15 protein-coding genes are annotated in these 16,675 nt (G+C 38.8%); 4 read left to right on the top strand and 11 right to left on the bottom strand.

Annotation, left to right across the window (positions count from 1 at the left end; translation table 11 throughout):
- Positions 1-3: 3 nt before the first annotated feature.
- From tnpA to map, 9 genes are all read right to left on the bottom strand, one after another.
- Positions 4-405: an IS200/IS605 family transposase gene (gene tnpA / locus IGI68_RS08250; RefSeq protein WP_438732179.1), complete on the bottom strand. Its 402-nt coding sequence runs from the start codon at positions 403-405 to the stop codon at positions 4-6.
- A gap of 555 nt (positions 406-960) precedes the next feature.
- On the bottom strand, positions 961-1,410 hold the full coding sequence (locus IGI68_RS08245; protein ID WP_071874951.1) for a CopY/TcrY family copper transport repressor: 450 nt from the start codon (positions 1,408-1,410) through the stop codon (positions 961-963).
- Positions 1,411-1,676: 266 nt separating this feature from the next.
- Positions 1,677-2,666: an aldose epimerase family protein gene (locus tag IGI68_RS08240; protein ID WP_438732177.1), complete on the bottom strand. Its 990-nt coding sequence runs from the start codon at positions 2,664-2,666 to the stop codon at positions 1,677-1,679.
- Between the two features lie 163 nt (positions 2,667-2,829).
- Positions 2,830-3,582: an ABC transporter permease gene (locus IGI68_RS08235; protein WP_071874953.1), complete on the bottom strand. Its 753-nt coding sequence runs from the start codon at positions 3,580-3,582 to the stop codon at positions 2,830-2,832.
- Positions 3,579-4,334, bottom strand: coding sequence for an ABC transporter ATP-binding protein (locus IGI68_RS08230; RefSeq protein ID WP_071874954.1), 756 nt, complete (start codon positions 4,332-4,334; stop codon positions 3,579-3,581). Before IGI68_RS08230 ends, IGI68_RS08235 begins: the two co-directional genes overlap by 4 nt.
- Positions 4,318-5,277, bottom strand: a complete 960-nt coding sequence (locus IGI68_RS08225; RefSeq protein WP_273230232.1) for an ABC transporter substrate-binding protein — start codon at positions 5,275-5,277, stop codon at positions 4,318-4,320. The genes IGI68_RS08230 and IGI68_RS08225 overlap by 17 nt, the downstream gene beginning before the upstream one ends.
- Before the next feature lie 229 nt (positions 5,278-5,506).
- Positions 5,507-6,622 (bottom strand): glycosyltransferase family 4 protein, encoded by a 1,116-nt coding sequence (locus IGI68_RS08220; protein ID WP_438732174.1) that lies wholly within the window; start codon positions 6,620-6,622, stop codon positions 5,507-5,509.
- A gap of 29 nt (positions 6,623-6,651) precedes the next feature.
- Positions 6,652-7,551, bottom strand: a complete 900-nt coding sequence (locus IGI68_RS08215; RefSeq protein WP_438732172.1) for a YihY/virulence factor BrkB family protein — start codon at positions 7,549-7,551, stop codon at positions 6,652-6,654.
- A gap of 33 nt (positions 7,552-7,584) precedes the next feature.
- Positions 7,585-8,349, bottom strand: coding sequence for a type I methionyl aminopeptidase (gene map / locus IGI68_RS08210; protein ID WP_438732170.1), 765 nt, complete (start codon positions 8,347-8,349; stop codon positions 7,585-7,587).
- A 152-nt stretch (positions 8,350-8,501) separates the two neighbouring features.
- Here map and IGI68_RS08205 point away from each other — a divergent pair, with 152 nt between their 5' ends.
- Positions 8,502-8,948, top strand: coding sequence for a flavodoxin (locus IGI68_RS08205; protein ID WP_438732168.1), 447 nt, complete (start codon positions 8,502-8,504; stop codon positions 8,946-8,948).
- A 49-nt stretch (positions 8,949-8,997) separates the two neighbouring features.
- Here IGI68_RS08205 and IGI68_RS08200 read toward each other — a convergent pair whose 3' ends face one another.
- Positions 8,998-9,579 (bottom strand): TetR/AcrR family transcriptional regulator, encoded by a 582-nt coding sequence (locus tag IGI68_RS08200; protein WP_273231658.1) that lies wholly within the window; start codon positions 9,577-9,579, stop codon positions 8,998-9,000.
- A 218-nt stretch (positions 9,580-9,797) separates the two neighbouring features.
- Between IGI68_RS08200 and IGI68_RS08195 the strand changes: the two genes are divergently transcribed.
- From IGI68_RS08195 to zwf, 3 genes are all read left to right on the top strand, one after another.
- Entirely contained in the window at positions 9,798-11,033 is a 1,236-nt protein-coding gene (locus IGI68_RS08195) for an aminopeptidase (RefSeq protein WP_273231660.1), read from the top strand.
- A gap of 171 nt (positions 11,034-11,204) precedes the next feature.
- A complete protein-coding gene (locus tag IGI68_RS08190; protein WP_071874962.1) occupies positions 11,205-11,852 on the top strand; it encodes a metal-dependent transcriptional regulator in 648 nt (215 codons plus the stop codon).
- 14 nt (positions 11,853-11,866) lie between these two features.
- Positions 11,867-13,384, top strand: coding sequence for a glucose-6-phosphate dehydrogenase (gene zwf, locus IGI68_RS08185; protein ID WP_438732165.1), 1,518 nt, complete (start codon positions 11,867-11,869; stop codon positions 13,382-13,384).
- 328 nt (positions 13,385-13,712) lie between these two features.
- On the opposite strand, the gene ileS is transcribed toward zwf, so the two are convergent.
- On the bottom strand, positions 13,713-16,508 hold the full coding sequence (gene ileS, locus IGI68_RS08180) for an isoleucine--tRNA ligase (protein ID WP_438732163.1): 2,796 nt from the start codon (positions 16,506-16,508) through the stop codon (positions 13,713-13,715).
- Positions 16,509-16,675: the final 167 nt, after the last annotated feature.

Below are 16,675 nucleotides of genomic sequence, written 5' to 3'. Positions count from 1 at the left end.
AACTCAATATCTTGTCCTTTGACTTTCTACATATCGTTTAATTGTTTCACTAGAAATATTCCCTGCTGTTGAAACAAAGTAAGATCGTGTCCAAACACTTGGCATTTTACTTAAATGTTCAAATGATTGTCTTAATTCTCTAGATGTTCTTACCTTAATCACCTTCATGATATCCGCTGGTGAATAGGTAGGTTGAACATTTACAAAAAGATGACAATGATCTTTATCTGTCTCTATAGCCATGATTTCCCATTCATTTTCTTTACAGATTGAATGAACAAGAGATTTAAAACTAGCGTCTACTTCGGAATTGACAAATATTTTCCGACGATATCTAGGACAAAAAACAAAATGATAGTTGAGTAACGATACAGTTGTTTTAGAATGTCTATATTCGTTATCCATGAGTTTATTATACACCAAAAAGTGTACTAATTAAATATCATTATACACAAATAGTGAAATTTTTTTGACTTTATCATGTGGAGTTTGTTCACACAGGTTCGCGACTTCCCATGCAGTTCTCTGATGAACTTCTTACACTTTCATGCAAGCACAGACTATATCTTATCCTTCAACTTTACTTGTTAAGGCGAAACCACTTCCACATGCTTGTGTGTACTTCCCTCAAGAGGAATAGTCGTTGAACCTTCCTATTTCTAGGCTTGGCTGCTGATGTTCGATTATGTGAACACTTAGGATTTAAGCTTATGCCATCTAACGAATTTTTTCTGTTTTTACCACGTTCACGCTTGGGTTTGATATCCCTACGTTGTCGTTTCGTTAGCTTTACGAGTTCCCAGCAATTCAGTTTCTTCATTGGACAATACGAGTGTTTGTATTGCCTCTTAATGCAAGTTTCTCTACATTCTTACAGTACGTCTACGGGCTATCATCCCACCATTAAAATAGTGGGTTTTCTCGCCTGCAAATTCTATAAATTGAAAGAAAATTAGTCCCTTACTCGAGTGACTCAGCAGCATGATGACAGTGACATTGCCCCGGTAAACAGTCGCATGGAATAATATTGGTGGCGATTTTTTTATCTAACGTTTGCCGAATCTGATCAATATCCGCTTGCGTTAATGGCACTTCTTCAATCATCTGATTCAATTGTTCTCCGACTCTCCTAGCACAAAGATGTGAAAATAATTCTACTTGCGCACTCCGAAACGTCTCTTCTTCACTGACATTAGCCGAATAAAGAAATTTTTTCCCCACTTGCTGGGTTCGTAGTGCTTCTTTTTTTACAAGCCGACCTAAAAGTGTTTTAATGGTGGCCAACTTCCACTGCATACGGTGACTGAGTGTTTCACTAATCGTTTGCGCATCCACTTCACCTAACGTCCAAACAACACGCATAACTTCCCATTCTGCCTCGCTAATTTTCATGGTCTCTTCCTTGGTCATCCGTTCTCGACTCCTTAATGATTCAATACTATCAATTTACACTTGTAATCTTTCTTTGTCAAAATTAAGGGGCTTACTCTAAAAAAAGAACCTGTGACAAAAGTCAAAGGCCCTTGTTTTAACGAATATCTGATGGCTCGACTGGTAACAAAAATCTGTTCTTTCGAAAAATGCACGACATTCGAGCAATTGAAAGAGCCAGTTGTTCGAATGTCTCGCCCGTTTCTCAGAGCAAAATGAGTTTTATCAGCCACGCTTTGATTATTTTAAAAAGTCAGGTGATAAACGGTTTCCGCATGATAAGGCGTCGCTGCATCCACTATGAAACTACCAAATTGCGGATATTTCTCTGTTCCTGGAATGCCTTGGGCTTCAATGGCGATACTTCCATGATGAACGAGTGTTCCTGTCTTCATCACTTCACCAGCTTCGCCTGCTCCCGTCGTGTATAGCACGATGCCTGGCTCCGTGGTTTTCACTGCGAGCGTCACTTTACGATCTGGACTCACTAAACGTAAATCTTCTTCCAGTCCATGATTTAAGATAAATGGTGTATCAAGGAAGGTCTCGCCGATTTGTTTTTCATTTGTAAAATCAAAAACGGTTTCAGTAACGGCAATTTTTTCACCTGTAGTAGTCGTGTCTTCTTGTGTTTCTGCAACATAATCAGCATCGACCATCAAATAGTGTTCGTCGATTGCTTGGGACGCTTCTCCTGTTAAATTAAAATATCCGTGATTTGTTAGATTTAAAATCGTCGCTTGATCACTTGTCGCTTCATAAGTAATTCGAAAGGCATTTTCTTCATTCAACGCATAGGTAACTGTCACTTTGATATTTCCAGGAAATCCACCTTCACCATCCACCGTTTCATAAGAAAAGGCAACACCGGCTTCTTCTTCTGTTTGAAAAGGAGTCGCTGCCCATTCCTTTGTATCAAAACTATGGGAGCCACCATGTAGGGTATTTCCTTTTTCATTGGGCTCAGTGTGATACGTTTTCCCTTCAAGTTCAAAATGTGCTTGCGCAATTCGGCCGGCAATCGGTCCAATCGTTGCCCCATAATACCGCGTACGCTGATGATCTTCGAGTGATTCATATCCCACTACGATATCGCGCTTTGTGCCATCAACAGGAATTAGGCACTCATACAAACGCGCCCCATGCGCAATCGCAGATAATTGAACCCCATTTTCATTTGTCATTGTATAAATCGTTCCGACTTTTTCCCTTGTTTCTACTGTTATTTTTACCATTATTTCAACTCTCCTTTTCATGTAAAGCCTTACAAATATCAGTATAGTCAATCACTAACCCATGCGTCAATTAGATTTTTTGATTTATGACGTGATTTCTCATAGGAAAAAATAAAAAAGCAGAAAGAGTATGAACACTCCTTCTACTTTTTAAACCTGTCATCTAGTCTCTTTGCCACTTACATAACCAAAAGGATAGGAGATCCAAGAGTAAAAATAACACTAAGCCAAAGCTACTCAAAATCAAGATCCCTCCGTACATCGCAGGATAATCCATTCTGGTCCAGGAATCCATAATGAAATAACCCATACCGTACTGTGTCCCATAATTTTCAGTGAAAAATAAAATCGAAATAGCCGTCCCCAAAGAGATACGCGCACCACTCAGTACACCTGGTAAAGTTGCTGGTAACGTAATTTGACAAAATTGCTGCCACTTGTTCGCTTTCAACGCGCGATAGACATCATAATTATTCTCTGGAATCTGACGAACAGCATCTCGCACCGAAATCGCGACTTGCGGTAAGACAATCAAAACAATCATCATAATTTTTGACGAATCCCCAAGTCCACCTAAAAGCATGACAATTGGTAACAGTGCCATTTTCGGAATCGGATAAGTCAAATATATCAGAGGATCAAAGAAATAACGCCATTTTGGTAATGAGCCCATTAATAATCCTAAAATAAAGCCTCCACTGAGCGCATAAAGCATCCCTAAAAAAATGCGATAGCCACTAACTTGGATATGTAGTCCCATCTCTTTTTGAAACAGAGATGGAATATTCACAAAGACGGTCCACGGCGATGGCAGTAATGTTTTTTGTAAAATCAAAGAAGCGAGCCACCAAACGCCCACAAATAGAAAAATCGCTCCGCTAGCACCGATTACACGTTTGCTCCATTCACGGTTCATGCCTCAATCTCCTTTCTGAGTAAAAGGATCATTTCAAAGAGCGCCATGGATTGCCGATTTTCAGCTAATCTTGTTTTATCTTTGAATGGCGAAGGAATAATTTTTTTGACTTCTCCCGGATTTGCCGATAACACAATGATTTCGTCTGCGATTAGGATAGCTTCTTCAATATCATGCGTTACAAACACCGTCAACGGCTGGTACACTTGCCACCGAGTTAAAAACAAAGCTTGGGCTTTTTCGCGCGTGAACGCATCGAGCGCGGAAAAAGGTTCATCCATTAGAAGTAAGGAACCTTGTGTGGCAAATCCTCTGGCAATCGCCACTCGTTGTTTTTGCCCCCCACTTAATTGATTCGGATATTTTTCTTGATGTTCAAGGAGATTCATTTGTTCAAGCAACGTGGTAATATCTTCTTGCTCAGCCTGAGTCAGCTTTTTCTTTTGACTAAGTTTTGCGCCGGCTGTCACTGCTTGTCTGACCGTTTGCCAAGGAAGTAACCCGTAATCTTGGGGTACTAGTGCGACAACGACATCCTCCATCGTCTGACCTTTGAACAAGCATTCACCTGATTGTACGGTTTGTAAGCCGCTAAGCAATTGTAACAACGTCGTTTTCCCGGCTCCAGAAGGGCCAATAATACTGTAAATCTTCCCATCTTCCATCGTTAAATTAATATCTTTTAAAATAGTCTGATTGTTGATTTGATGGGAGACATTTTTCACTTGGTAGAGATTATTTAAAATAGACATTGCTTAAAACATCTTTCGGATCGATTTCTTTTTCCAGTAAGCCTTTTTCCATCGCCCAATCGAAAGCACGTTGAATATCTGATTCTTTTGTTTGGAACGCTTCTTGGTATTCTGGAATTTGGATATTTTCTTTCAGGCTCTCGGGAAAACCAATTTCATCAATAAATAATTGAATATAAGCCGATTGATCGTTGGCTGCCATCCATTTTACTGCATCATTGTACGCCTCATACATTCCTTGAATCGCTGCTTCTTTTTCCTCAATTACTTCTTGAGTAAACGTCAATGCAAATAAGTTAATGTCTAAATCAAGCGTTGACCCTAGATTCGTCATCCCTTGGGCTGTCGTCATGGTCACGAACGGTTCTGGTAAAATGGCTGCTCCTGCTTGATCATTTGTTAATAATTCAACACGACTTGGGACTTGAGGAACATCGACCATTGACACATCGCTTGCAGATAATCCTGCTTGTTTGATAAACTCTTCTGCAGCAAATTCTGGTCCTTGATTTTTAAGAACTGCAATTTGCTGGCCTTTTAAGTCGGTAATATCTTGCACTTCAGAAGACGCAATTAAATCAAATTGTCCTTGGGTTGCACTGGTGATTTTGATATCCATACCACCTTGTAAATACATCGCAATTCCAACTAAGTCCGCATTAATCCCATCAACGGCTCCAGCTTGAAAAGCCGCATCGCGATCTTTTCCTGATTTAAATGCTTCAATTTGCAAATCGACGCCATGTTTTTGATCAAATCCTTGCTCGTGTGCCACGATTAGGGGAATATTATCCATTGACGGCATCACACCAATTTTCAAAGGAACCAATTGTTCTCCTTGCTCACTCGTTACATCAGTTGATGCATTGTTTGTTTCACTGTTACTACATGCGCTAAGTGTCATCAATAACAATGCACTTAAACTAAAAAAGATTTTTTTCATTTTACGACTTCCTTTCAAGATTCATACTGTTTGATTTTACCACTTTTAGAGTCGATAGCCATCCTTTTTTTATATTAGAAATACTTAGAAATAAGCTTTTTTTATTCATTTTCTAACGATTTGCCAATTATCATCAACTGTCATACTAAACTTCCAGTGACTCGGAGCATAGCGACCTTTTCAACACCTTTTTTATCCAAAAAAATAAAAACAATCGCAAGCGACGTTTTTATTTTTTGCGTTTTTCGAGAATTTCTTGTCGATATTTGCGGTTCCCGATAAATTTTAATCCTTTCATTAATGGCTGGCGATTTTCTCCCACTAAGCCAATCAACTCAATGAACAATTCCATCCCAATTAAAGTCGATAAGACTAATAAAACGGTCGCCCACGTACTCGCGTAATTCATCAATAAAGCAATAAAAGAAAAGACTAAAGCCATCGCATAAATGGTTAAAACCGCTCCACGATGCGTGAATCCTAAAGACAATAAGCGATGATGGAGATGCATTTTGTCAGGTGAAGAAATCGATTGCTTATTAAAAAAGCGACGAATCATGGCATAGACGGTATCTGTAATCGGGACACCCAAAATAAACATCGGCGTCATGACAGAAATAAACGTCGCATTTTTTAATCCTTGCAAAGAAAAAATGGCAATCATGAAACCTAAAAACAATGCTCCCGTATCTCCTAAATAAATCGTAGCTGGATAAAAATTGTACGGATAAAAACCGACAATTGCAGCAATAAGCGAGAAAATTAAAATGGCTAGCACAACACCATTTCCAGGAATAAAGAAATAACTAATTAATCCCATTGTAATCAGGGCAATGATTGAGATGCCTGCTGCTAGCCCATCCAGGCCATCAATCAAGTTCACCGCATTGGTAATCGCTAAAATCCAAATAATTGTCATCGGTAAACTCAGCCAACCGATTTCTACAACACCAATAAAGGGAATCGAAAATGTATGAAAGCCAATGTCTGCCCAAAAATAGATGACCAAAGAAGCCAATGTAATGCCAAGTGTTTTTTGGCGCGGATTTAATTCCTTGATATCATCGATTAAACCAGTCACAACCACAATCAACGCACCCAATAGCACGAAACTAAGGTTGGAAAAACCTAAAACAGAAGAAAATTCCCACAAAGCAAGCAAAGAAAAGGAAAGAAAAATCGCTAATCCACCTGCTGTCGGCATCGTTTTTTGATTAATTCTTCGTTCTCCTGGCGCATCCACGGCCCCAATTTTAAAGGCTAACAGTTTAATCAGTGGGGTTAAAATGGCTGACAATAACATCGTTAAAAATAATCGAATAATAAATTGAAAGGTAAATCCCATCTTTTTTTCTCACTTTCTTACGAATTCTTCTAGTTATCTTTCATGTGTTTTTGCAAGAAATTAATTGGATCTGCCCGTTCTTCTACTTTTCCGGCAATAAACTCTTCCGTTACCGCATTAATAATACCGCCTAGAATGATAATCATAGAGGCAAAATTCAACCACAGCATCAGAACGATGAAACTTCCAATAATTTGATACCCACTAATTCTCGTTGTAAAATATTTCGCGTAAATTCCAAAGGCTTGGGACAAAATCATCCACCCAACCGTAGCAAACACTGCGCCAGGGAAAATTGAACGTGCCCGAAGACGAACATTTGGAATAAAACCGTAAATAACGACCATTAAGGCCATTAAAATCAGCAAGGTAAGTGGCCATTTTAAGGTTTGGAAGGTTGAAATAATCGTGTCTGGGAATAAAAAGATTGGTTGAATTTGTTCTAAAATATATTTCCCGAATCCAACGACTAATGTGACACCAACAATCGCAAATAGCAAAATAATCATGGCAATGACGGAAACGGCGCGTACAACGATAAAATTCCCCCGACTCGAAACACCATAAGCCTTATTTAAGGCAATTTGAATGGCATTCATACTAGCACTCGCTGTCCAAATTGTCAGGATTGCCGATAATGACAACAATCCTCCCGAACCTTGTGTCAATAAATCTCCGATTGCAGGTTCTAAAAATTCATAGATGGTTTCCGGAATAAACTCCTGCAAGTAAGGTAAAACCGTATTAGGGTCAATATTTAAAAAAGGTAATAAGTTCCCAACTGCAATTAGTAGTGGAAATAACGATAAAAGCAAATAATACGCAATCACAATCGAACTTTGCGTCATTTGTGATTCTTTCACGCGTCTTCTCACCGTGTTGATAAATCGTTTCACTTTTTGCTTTTTAAAAAAGTTCCGCATATTCATCTCCTCCTCTATCAACTACTTCAGCCGATATCTTTAGTAAGTTCCCTCTTCTCCTTGAGACGTTAACAAGATTGGACCCTCGTTTGTAATCGCAATACTGTGCTCGTATTGACAGCTAATGCCGCCATCTAGTGTATAGGATGTCCAACCATTTGGATCCATTTTCATCTTCCAAGTTCCCGTGTTGATCATGGGTTCAATTGTAATAACCATTCCTTCTTTTAAGCGCAGACCTTTGCCAGCCTCACCATAATGCGGAACCGCTGGACTCTCATGAATCGTTGGTCCAATTCCATGGCCAATGAAATCACGTACCACACCATAGCCTTCTTTTTCGGCATAAGTCTGAATGGCATGACCAATATCACCTATCCGATTTCCCACTTTGGCTTGCTCAATTCCTAAATAGAGAGCTTTCTTTGTTACTTCCATTAAACGAGCAACTTCAGGCGTTGGCTCACCAACCGCATACGCCCAACAAGAATCCGAAATGGCGCCGTTTAAATCGACACACATATCCACTTTAATTAAATCGCCTTGTTTTAAGACTTTCCGACGCGGAAATCCATGACAAATTTCGTCATTAATACTACAACACGTCGCATACTTATAGCCTTCATAGCCGATTTGCGCCGCTACACCACCATGACTTTCGATAAAGTCACGAACAAATTCTTCAATATCCCAACTGGTAATGCCTGGTTGAATAAAGCTACGAAGTGCCTGATGAACACTTGCTAAAAGCGCTCCAGATTCAGCCATTTTCTCAATTTCACGTTTTGATTTTAATGTTATCATTGTTTACGATCCTCTCCTTTAAATCTTGTCTATTCTACCATAGTTTGCGCTTCTTTTCCAAATCTCCTTCTTCTTTCATTCGATAGTTTCCAATCATTCGTTCTTTTGCTATAATGACGAAGATAGATTTTATTTATAGTAGGGGGATAATCATGACTTTAGCCAAAATTGTTTATGCAAGTATGACAGGCAATACTGAAGAAATTGCCGATATTGTTGCGGAAGCCTTAGAGAACTTAGGACTTGAAGTGGAAATAAATGAATGCACGCAAGTAGATGCCAGTGACTTTGAAGACGCAGACCTTTGTATCGTAGCCACTTACACGTATGACGAGGGGCAGTTACCGGATGAAATTATGGATTTTTATGATGATTTAGGTGAGTTAGACTTAAGCGGGAAAATTTTTGGAGTCTGTGGATCAGGCGATACTTTTTATGATTTCTACTGTAAAGCCATCGATGATTTCGAAGAAAGTTTCTTAAAAACGGGTGCTAAAAAAGGTGCTAGCAGCGTTAAAGTTGATTTAGCTGCCGAAGAAGAAGATATCCAGAACTTAGAAGCTTTCGCCAAAGAGCTAGTAGAAAGTCTCAACGGATAAAAAAAAGCCAAGACAAGAAGCGAATATCTCTTGTCTTGGCTTTTTACGTTTAAGCAAAATTTCCTAATGTAAATAAGGTAGCACCGGCATTTTTACCTTCGCGCACAGATTTTAAAAAAGTCGTTAGCATTGTTCTTAAGTCTTCCATCTCAAAAGACAATATTTTCTCATTTTCCATCGCGGCTAGCCCTGAAACATAAATAAAGTATGCTAGGAAAAAAGACTCTTTCGTCTCATTGATCGCTTCTCCCGCTTTTTCTAACAAAGTGAAAAATACCTTTTTAAATGCCGCTTGCATTTTCTGAGCCCCTTCAACATCTTCGATATATAACGATTGATAAAGTTGCTGGTTTTTTTTAGCGAACAAAATGAATCGCAGTCCTAATTCGGTAAAAGGATCTTTCATCTCAGACTCTTTCAAAAAGTCATCTGAAAATTGATCTGCCATCACATTAAACAATTCTTCTTTTAAATCATTCATGTTTTTAAATTCCAAATAAATCGGTTGCGTCGAACAGTTCATTTGAGTCGCAATATTTCGGGCGGTAAAATGAGAAAATCCCTTTTCCGATATCACTTGATGAGCAGCAGTTAAAATTTGGTCTCTAGTAATCGTTTTTCTTCTTGCCATTTTCCTCATTCTCCTCCTAATGATTTTCAACTCTTTGTTTTATTTTAGCATTTTTTTTATAAAAAGAGTAATTTATCGCTTTGCTAAGAAGCCCTTTTTTAATTTTTCTATAAATTATCTTTGTTTTTTGAAAAAATAAATCAACAAGATGACTATCATCAAACGTAAATAATGCTATAATTAATATTCAAACAACTTTTAATGAGGAGGAAGATAAAATGGTCCTAAAAAACTTCAATGAAAACTTAGAAAAATATGCAGAGCTAATCGTCGCAATTGGCGTAAATGTGCAAAAGTCACATACCGTTATTTTACAAATTGATGTTCAACAAATAGAACTTGCGCGCTTAATTACGAAAAAAGCCTATGAATTAGGGGCAGCAGAAGTCATTGTTAAATGGAATGACTCTTTCATTCAAAAAGAATTCTTACTACATGCCGAGCAAGAACGTCTCGAAAACATTCCGCAATACCGCATTGATGAATCCGATGACTGGATTGAAAAAGGTGCGAGTCGTATCAGTGTCGTTTCCTCTGATCCAGGCGCACTTGCTGGTGTCGATTCTACACGAATTGCAGCATATCAAAAAGCTGCTGGAAAAGCATTAGCAAACTTACGTAAAGCAACACAAGCGAATAAAGTATCTTGGACAGTGGTTGCTGCTGCTGGACAAGAATGGGCAAATAAAGTCTTTCCAGATTTAGCACCTGAAGCAGCTCTTGACGCTTTATGGGAACAAATTTTCAAGACTACTAGAATTTATACAGAAGATCCCGTAGCTGCTTGGAAAGAACATACGGATACTTTACAAGGGAAAGCGGAAGAACTGAATAAAGAACAATTTGTAGCGCTTCATTACACTGCACCTGGTACTGATTTGATGGTTGGATTACCAAAAAATCATGTTTGGGAAGGCGTTGGTAGTTTAAATGCCCGTGGTGAGAAATTTAATGCGAATATGCCGACCGAAGAAGTTTTCTCAGCTCCCGATGCTAATCGCGTTGATGGTTATGTTTCAAGTACAAAACCATTAAGCTATGCTGGCAGTATTATTTCTGGAATGAAATTCACTTTTAAAGATGGAAAAGTCGTTGATTTTTCTGCCGAAGAAGGACAAGAAGTTTTGGCAACATTGCTCGACACTGACGAAGGCGCACGTCGTCTTGGGGAAGTCGCTCTTGTTCCAGATCCTTCGCCAATTTCACAATCAGGTATTACTTTCTTCAATACATTATTTGATGAAAATGCTTCAAACCATTTAGCTTTTGGTTCAGCTTATGCTTTCAATTTACAAGGTGGCACCGAAATGACAGAAGAAGAGTTAGCAGCTGCTGGCTTAAATCGTAGTCATACTCATGTCGACTTTATGATTGGATCTGCTGAAATGGATATTGACGGAATTCGAGCAGATGGCACAAAAGTACCTGTTTTCCGCAATGGTGATTGGGCGTAACGAGATTTTCGCTTAATAAAAAGTAAGAGGTGTGACATTCATCACTGTCACACCCTCTTTTTAGCTTATTACCTAAAAAACGCCCGCTTTTCTGACTTTTTTTTCTTTTATGTAGTAAAGCAATCGTTTTTTTGATAGAATTTACTTCATATATAGAAGGGATGAAAATAGATGACACCAAATCGCGAGGACTATTTAAAATTAATCTTAGAACTTGGTGGAGATGTGCAACAAATTAGTAATAAACAGATTGTGATTGGATTAAATATTTCTGCTGCCTCTGTCAGTGAAATGATTACAAAGCTCGTTAAAGAAGAACTCATTGATCACATTCCCTACAAAGGTGTACAACTAACGCCCAAAGGTTTATCGTTAGCAAGTTCCCTTATTCGTAAACATCGCTTATGGGAAGTCTTTCTCGTTGAGCATTTAGGTTATTCATGGAATGATGTACATGATGAAGCAGAGGTCTTAGAACATATCACATCCAATACTTTAGCCACACGCTTAGAACAATATTTAGATTCTCCAAAAACCTGCCCTCACGGTGGGATGATTCCGAAAGAAAATCAATTCGTTTATGAACAAAAAAGAGAACTTCTTTGCTCCTATGCGGTTCATTCGAAAATTCGCATCGCTCGTGTGATTGATGAGCGCGAATTATTAGACTATCTTGTGATGATTGATTTGCATTTACAAGAAGAATATGAAATTATTGATATTTCACCTTACGAAGGTCCGATTACCCTGACGAATGGGGAGAAAACCGTGGTGGTGAGCTATAAAGCCGCCAATTCCATTTTTGTTGATTTATTATAAGAGGAGTGAATGAAATGAATCAAAAGAAAGTCTTATTTACGATTTTTGGTGCTACGGGTGATTTAGCACAAAGAAAACTTTATCCATCTTTATTTCGTTTGTACCGTACAGGAAGTCTAGCGGAATCCTTTGCGGTGATTGGTACAGCTCGTCGTCCCTGGACCGATGAAACCTATCGTGACATCGTAAAAGAAACCATCGCTTACTTGAATCCAACTGAACAAGAAGCAGTTGAATTTGCTTCTCATTTTTATTATCAAGCACATGATGTCAATGATACCCATCACTATGACACGTTAAAAATACTCGCTAATAAGCTCGATGAACAATACCAGTTAGAAGGCAATTTGCTCTTTTACTTAGCGATGTCACCGAACTTCTTTGGAACGATTGTTTCCCATCTCGAATCACAAGGCATGCTTTCATCGGATGGTTACCATCGTGTGATTATCGAAAAACCATTTGGAACTGATTTTGAAACGGCGAATAAATTAAACGATGAAATCACAAGTGTCTTTTCTGAAAATGAAATTTACCGCATCGATCACTACTTAGGCAAAGAAATGATTCAAAATATTTCTGCCATTCGTTTTGCTAATAATATTTTTGAATCTATGTGGAATAACCGCTACATTGACAATATCCAAATCACGATTGCTGAAAACTTAGGTGTTGAAGACCGTGGTGGTTACTACGATAAGAGTGGCGCTTTAAAAGATATGGTTCAAAACCATATTTTACAAGTGTTATCATTACTCGCAATGGAGCCACCAGTTGCTTTTTCGGAAAAAGAAATTCGAGCAGAGAAAATCAAAGCTCTTGAAGCCGTTCGTATTTATACCCCAGAAGAAGTCAAAGAAAACTTTGTTCGCGGACAATACGATACTGGTCTCTTAAATCAAGAAACATATACCGGCTATCGCCAAGAACCGGGTGTTGACGAAGAATCAGATACGGAGACATTCGTCGCTGGTAAGTTTACGATTGATAACTTCCGTTGGTCAGGCGTACCATTTTATGTTCGTACCGGAAAACGCCTCACTGAAAAAGGGACCCGAATCAACATTGTCTTTAAACAAGTACCGATTAACTTATTTAAATCAGAAGTTGGAAAAACGTGCGAACAACCGACGTTGGAACCAAACATCCTAACGATTTACATTCAACCAACAGAAGGCTTCTCTTTATCCTTAAACGGCAAAGAAGTTGGCCCTTCCTTCGACATGTTACCAATTCAAATGGCTTACCGTAACAGTACCGAAACGATGGAAAATACACCGGAAGCTTACGAAAAATTATTACTCGACGCGTTAAATGGTGATGGCACCAATTTCACTCATTGGCATGAAGTGGCTCAATCATGGCGTATTGTCGATGTTATTCGTCAAACTTGGGATGAAAACACACCGGAATTCCCAAATTATCCAGCGGGTTCAATGGGACCAGATGCGGCATTTGAGTTACTTAAAAAAGATGGCTTTAAATGGATTTGGACACCCGATCAATGGTACCGTGATCGCAACTTACTTTAATTCATTGAGTGCGGAGGTCTGACAAAAGTCGTTTCACTCTGAAAAACTTCACAACATTCGTTCTTCAATTGTTCGAATATCGTGAAGTTTTTCGAAAGAGCCGACTGTTATCCCCCACATATCCATCAAACGTGTATATGACACGTAAGAGGCTGTGACTTTTGTCGCAGCCTCTTTTTCGTCTCTCCTTCGACTGTTAGATAAAACAAGCGTCTAGTAACGCTGGAAGCTGTAGAAAGTAAATAAAAAAAGATCAAGTAGCAAAGTACACTACTTGATCAAAATCTCTTGTTAAAACGACATTTTCTAAACAGTTGCTATGGAATTCTTACGCTTCAAAACCTTCAGCGACTGCTTCTGGATACTCTTTGGTAACAATTTGCGCGCAATGTGAACAAAGCGTTGGTAAATTCGTATCGGTACCAACATCTTTTTTCACTTGACGGCAACGATCACACGTTTCACCTTCTGCTTTTTCGACTAAAATGGCAACATCTTCAAATTGAACGGCAGATGCTGGCGCTGCTACGTGCGCTCCCATGATTTCAAAGGAATCAGGTGACACAATTAATAATTGTGGAATATTAGCATTCACAGCCGTTAAAAGAGTATGAATTTGTTCATTTGGATAAATCGTCACTTTTGCCTCTAATGATTTACCAATTAGTTTTTCATTACGAGCTGTTTCAAGTGCTTTTAAGACCTTGTCTCTGAAGTCTAAAAAGGCTGACCACGTATCTAAAAGTTCCTCTTGGTTCGCAAAATCTTGATAAGAAGGGAATTCTGCTAATTGAACATAAGCTTCTTCTTCTTTCAAATGTGACCAGATTTCTTCTGCCGTATGCGGAATGATTGGTGTTAATAATTTTGATAAAGCGACTGCAACGTCATAAAAGACGGTTTGCATACAGCGACGTTGGTAATCATTTTGCGCTTCAATATACACCACATCTTTCGCAAAATCTAAATAAAAGGCGGATAAATCAATCGTTAAGTAGTTCATAACCGTGCGATAAATTTGTAAGAAATTATATTTCTCATATCCTTCTTCACGAATTTCTTTGATTGTTTGATTTAAACGAATCGTCATATATTTATCAACGGAACGTAAATCTTCGTAGGCTACACGATCCGTACTTGGATTGAAGTCTTCCGTATTTGCTAATAAGAAACGCATGGTATTACGGATTTTACGATACACTTCGGATACTTGATTCAAAATATCCATTGACACACGAACATCTGCTTCATAATCCACACTGCTAACCCAAAGACGTAAAATATCGGCACCCATTTGTTTAATCACTTTATCTGGCAATATCGTATTCCCGATTGATTTACTCATTTTGCGTCCTTCACCGTCTAATACAAATCCTTGTGATAAGACAGCTTTATACGGTGCCACACCATTGATCGCGACACTCGTTGTTAAACTAGAGTTAAACCAACCACGGTACTGGTCAGACCCTTCTAAGTACATGTCAGCTGGGAACGTCAATTCTTCTCGTTGACGCAACACGGCTTCATGTGAAGAGCCTGAGTCAAACCACACATCCATAATGTCCGTTTCTTTCGTGAATTCGCCATTTGGTGACGCTGGATGCGTAAAGCCTTCTGGTAATAAATCTTTCGCTTCTTTTTGGAACCAAATATTCGATCCGTGTTCTTCGAATAACTGTGCCACATGTTCAATTGTTTCTGGTGTAATAATTGGTTCGCCATTTTCTGCATAGAAAACAGGTAGTGGAACGCCCCAGGCTCTTTGTCTTGAAATAACCCAATCACCACGGTCACGAATCATGTTGTAGATACGTGTTTTGCCCCAAGGTAATAGCCAATCAACATTTTCAACTTCATCTAACATATTTTGGCGGAATTTATCAATCGATGCAAACCATTGTGGTGTCGCACGGAAGATAACCGGTTTTTTCGTCCGCCAATCATGCGGGTAACTATGTGTAAAGAAGTCTAGTTTTAATAATGCATTTTTTTCCGCTAATAATTCGGTAATCATTGGATTGGCTTTGTCATAGAAGACCCCTTCAAACATTGGTGCTTCTTCGGTGAAACAGCCACGCCCGTCAACTGGTGAAAGAACTTCTAATCCGTAACGACGACTCACAATGTAGTCATCTTCCCCGTGTCCAGGAGCTGTATGAACTAAGCCTGTCCCAGCCTCAAGTGTGACATGATCGCCTAGCATCACTAATGATTCTCGATCATAAAATGGATGCTGAGCAGTCATTTTATCTAACTGATCCCCTGCTAGCTCTTGTAAAATTTCGATTTCTTGCCAGCCGATTGCTTCTTTAACCGTTTCAAGTAAATCTTTAGCCACGACAAATTGACGTCCGTCTGCTTTAATTTCTAAATACACATAATCTGGATTGACAGAAATCCCCATATTTGCTGGTAAAGTCCAAGGTGTTGTTGTCCAGATGACAAAAGCCGTGTCTTCGCTTAATAATCCTTTACCATCTTTCACTTGAAAGGCTACATAAATCGATGCAGACTTCACGTCTTTATATTCAATTTCAGCTTCTGCTAAAGAGGATTCACTCGATGGTGACCAGTAAATCGGTTTTAATCCTTTATAAATATAGCCTTTTTCTGCCATCTTACCGAACACACGAATTTCAGCTGCTTCAAAATCAGGTGTTAACGTAATATAAGGATTATCCCAATCGCCTGACACACCTAAACGTTTAAAGTCTTCTCTTTGCGCATCAACTTGTGTCATTGCGTAGTCATAACATTTTTGACGGTACTCCGCCATCGACATTTCTTTGCGTTTAATTCCTTTATTGGTTAACACTTGTTCAATTGGTAGTCCATGTGTATCCCAGCCCGGAACGTACGGTGCACGAAAGCCTGACATTGATTTTGAACGCACAATAATATCTTTACTAATTTTGTTCAAGGAGTGTCCTAAGTGAATATTCCCATTGGCAAACGGTGGTCCATCATGTAAAACAAAGCTTGGTTTGCCTGCATTTAATTCTTGACGTAAGCGATAAAGCTCTTTTTCTTCCCATTCTTTTTGCCACTCGATTTCACGCGTCGGTAAATTGCCGCGCATTGGAAAAGATGTTTTTCCTAAATGTAACGTTTCTTTCATTTTCATTTTTAGTTCTCTCCTTTAATTTTGTACAAAAAAAACGTTCCTCCCCTCATAAAAAGGGACGAACGTATCGCGGTACCACCCAAAGTTTAAAAATGACGAATCATTTTCCTTTGTAATCGATAACGAGATTAAACGTTGATTTTTACTCATTTCAAAATCAAAGTATC

The organism is Enterococcus sp. DIV1314a (assembly GCF_051713805.1).
Lineage (GTDB): Bacteria > Bacillota > Bacilli > Lactobacillales > Enterococcaceae > Enterococcus_I > Enterococcus_I aquimarinus.
Note: the sequence above shows the minus strand (reverse complement) of the source record. Positions and strands in the feature narration are given on the sequence as shown.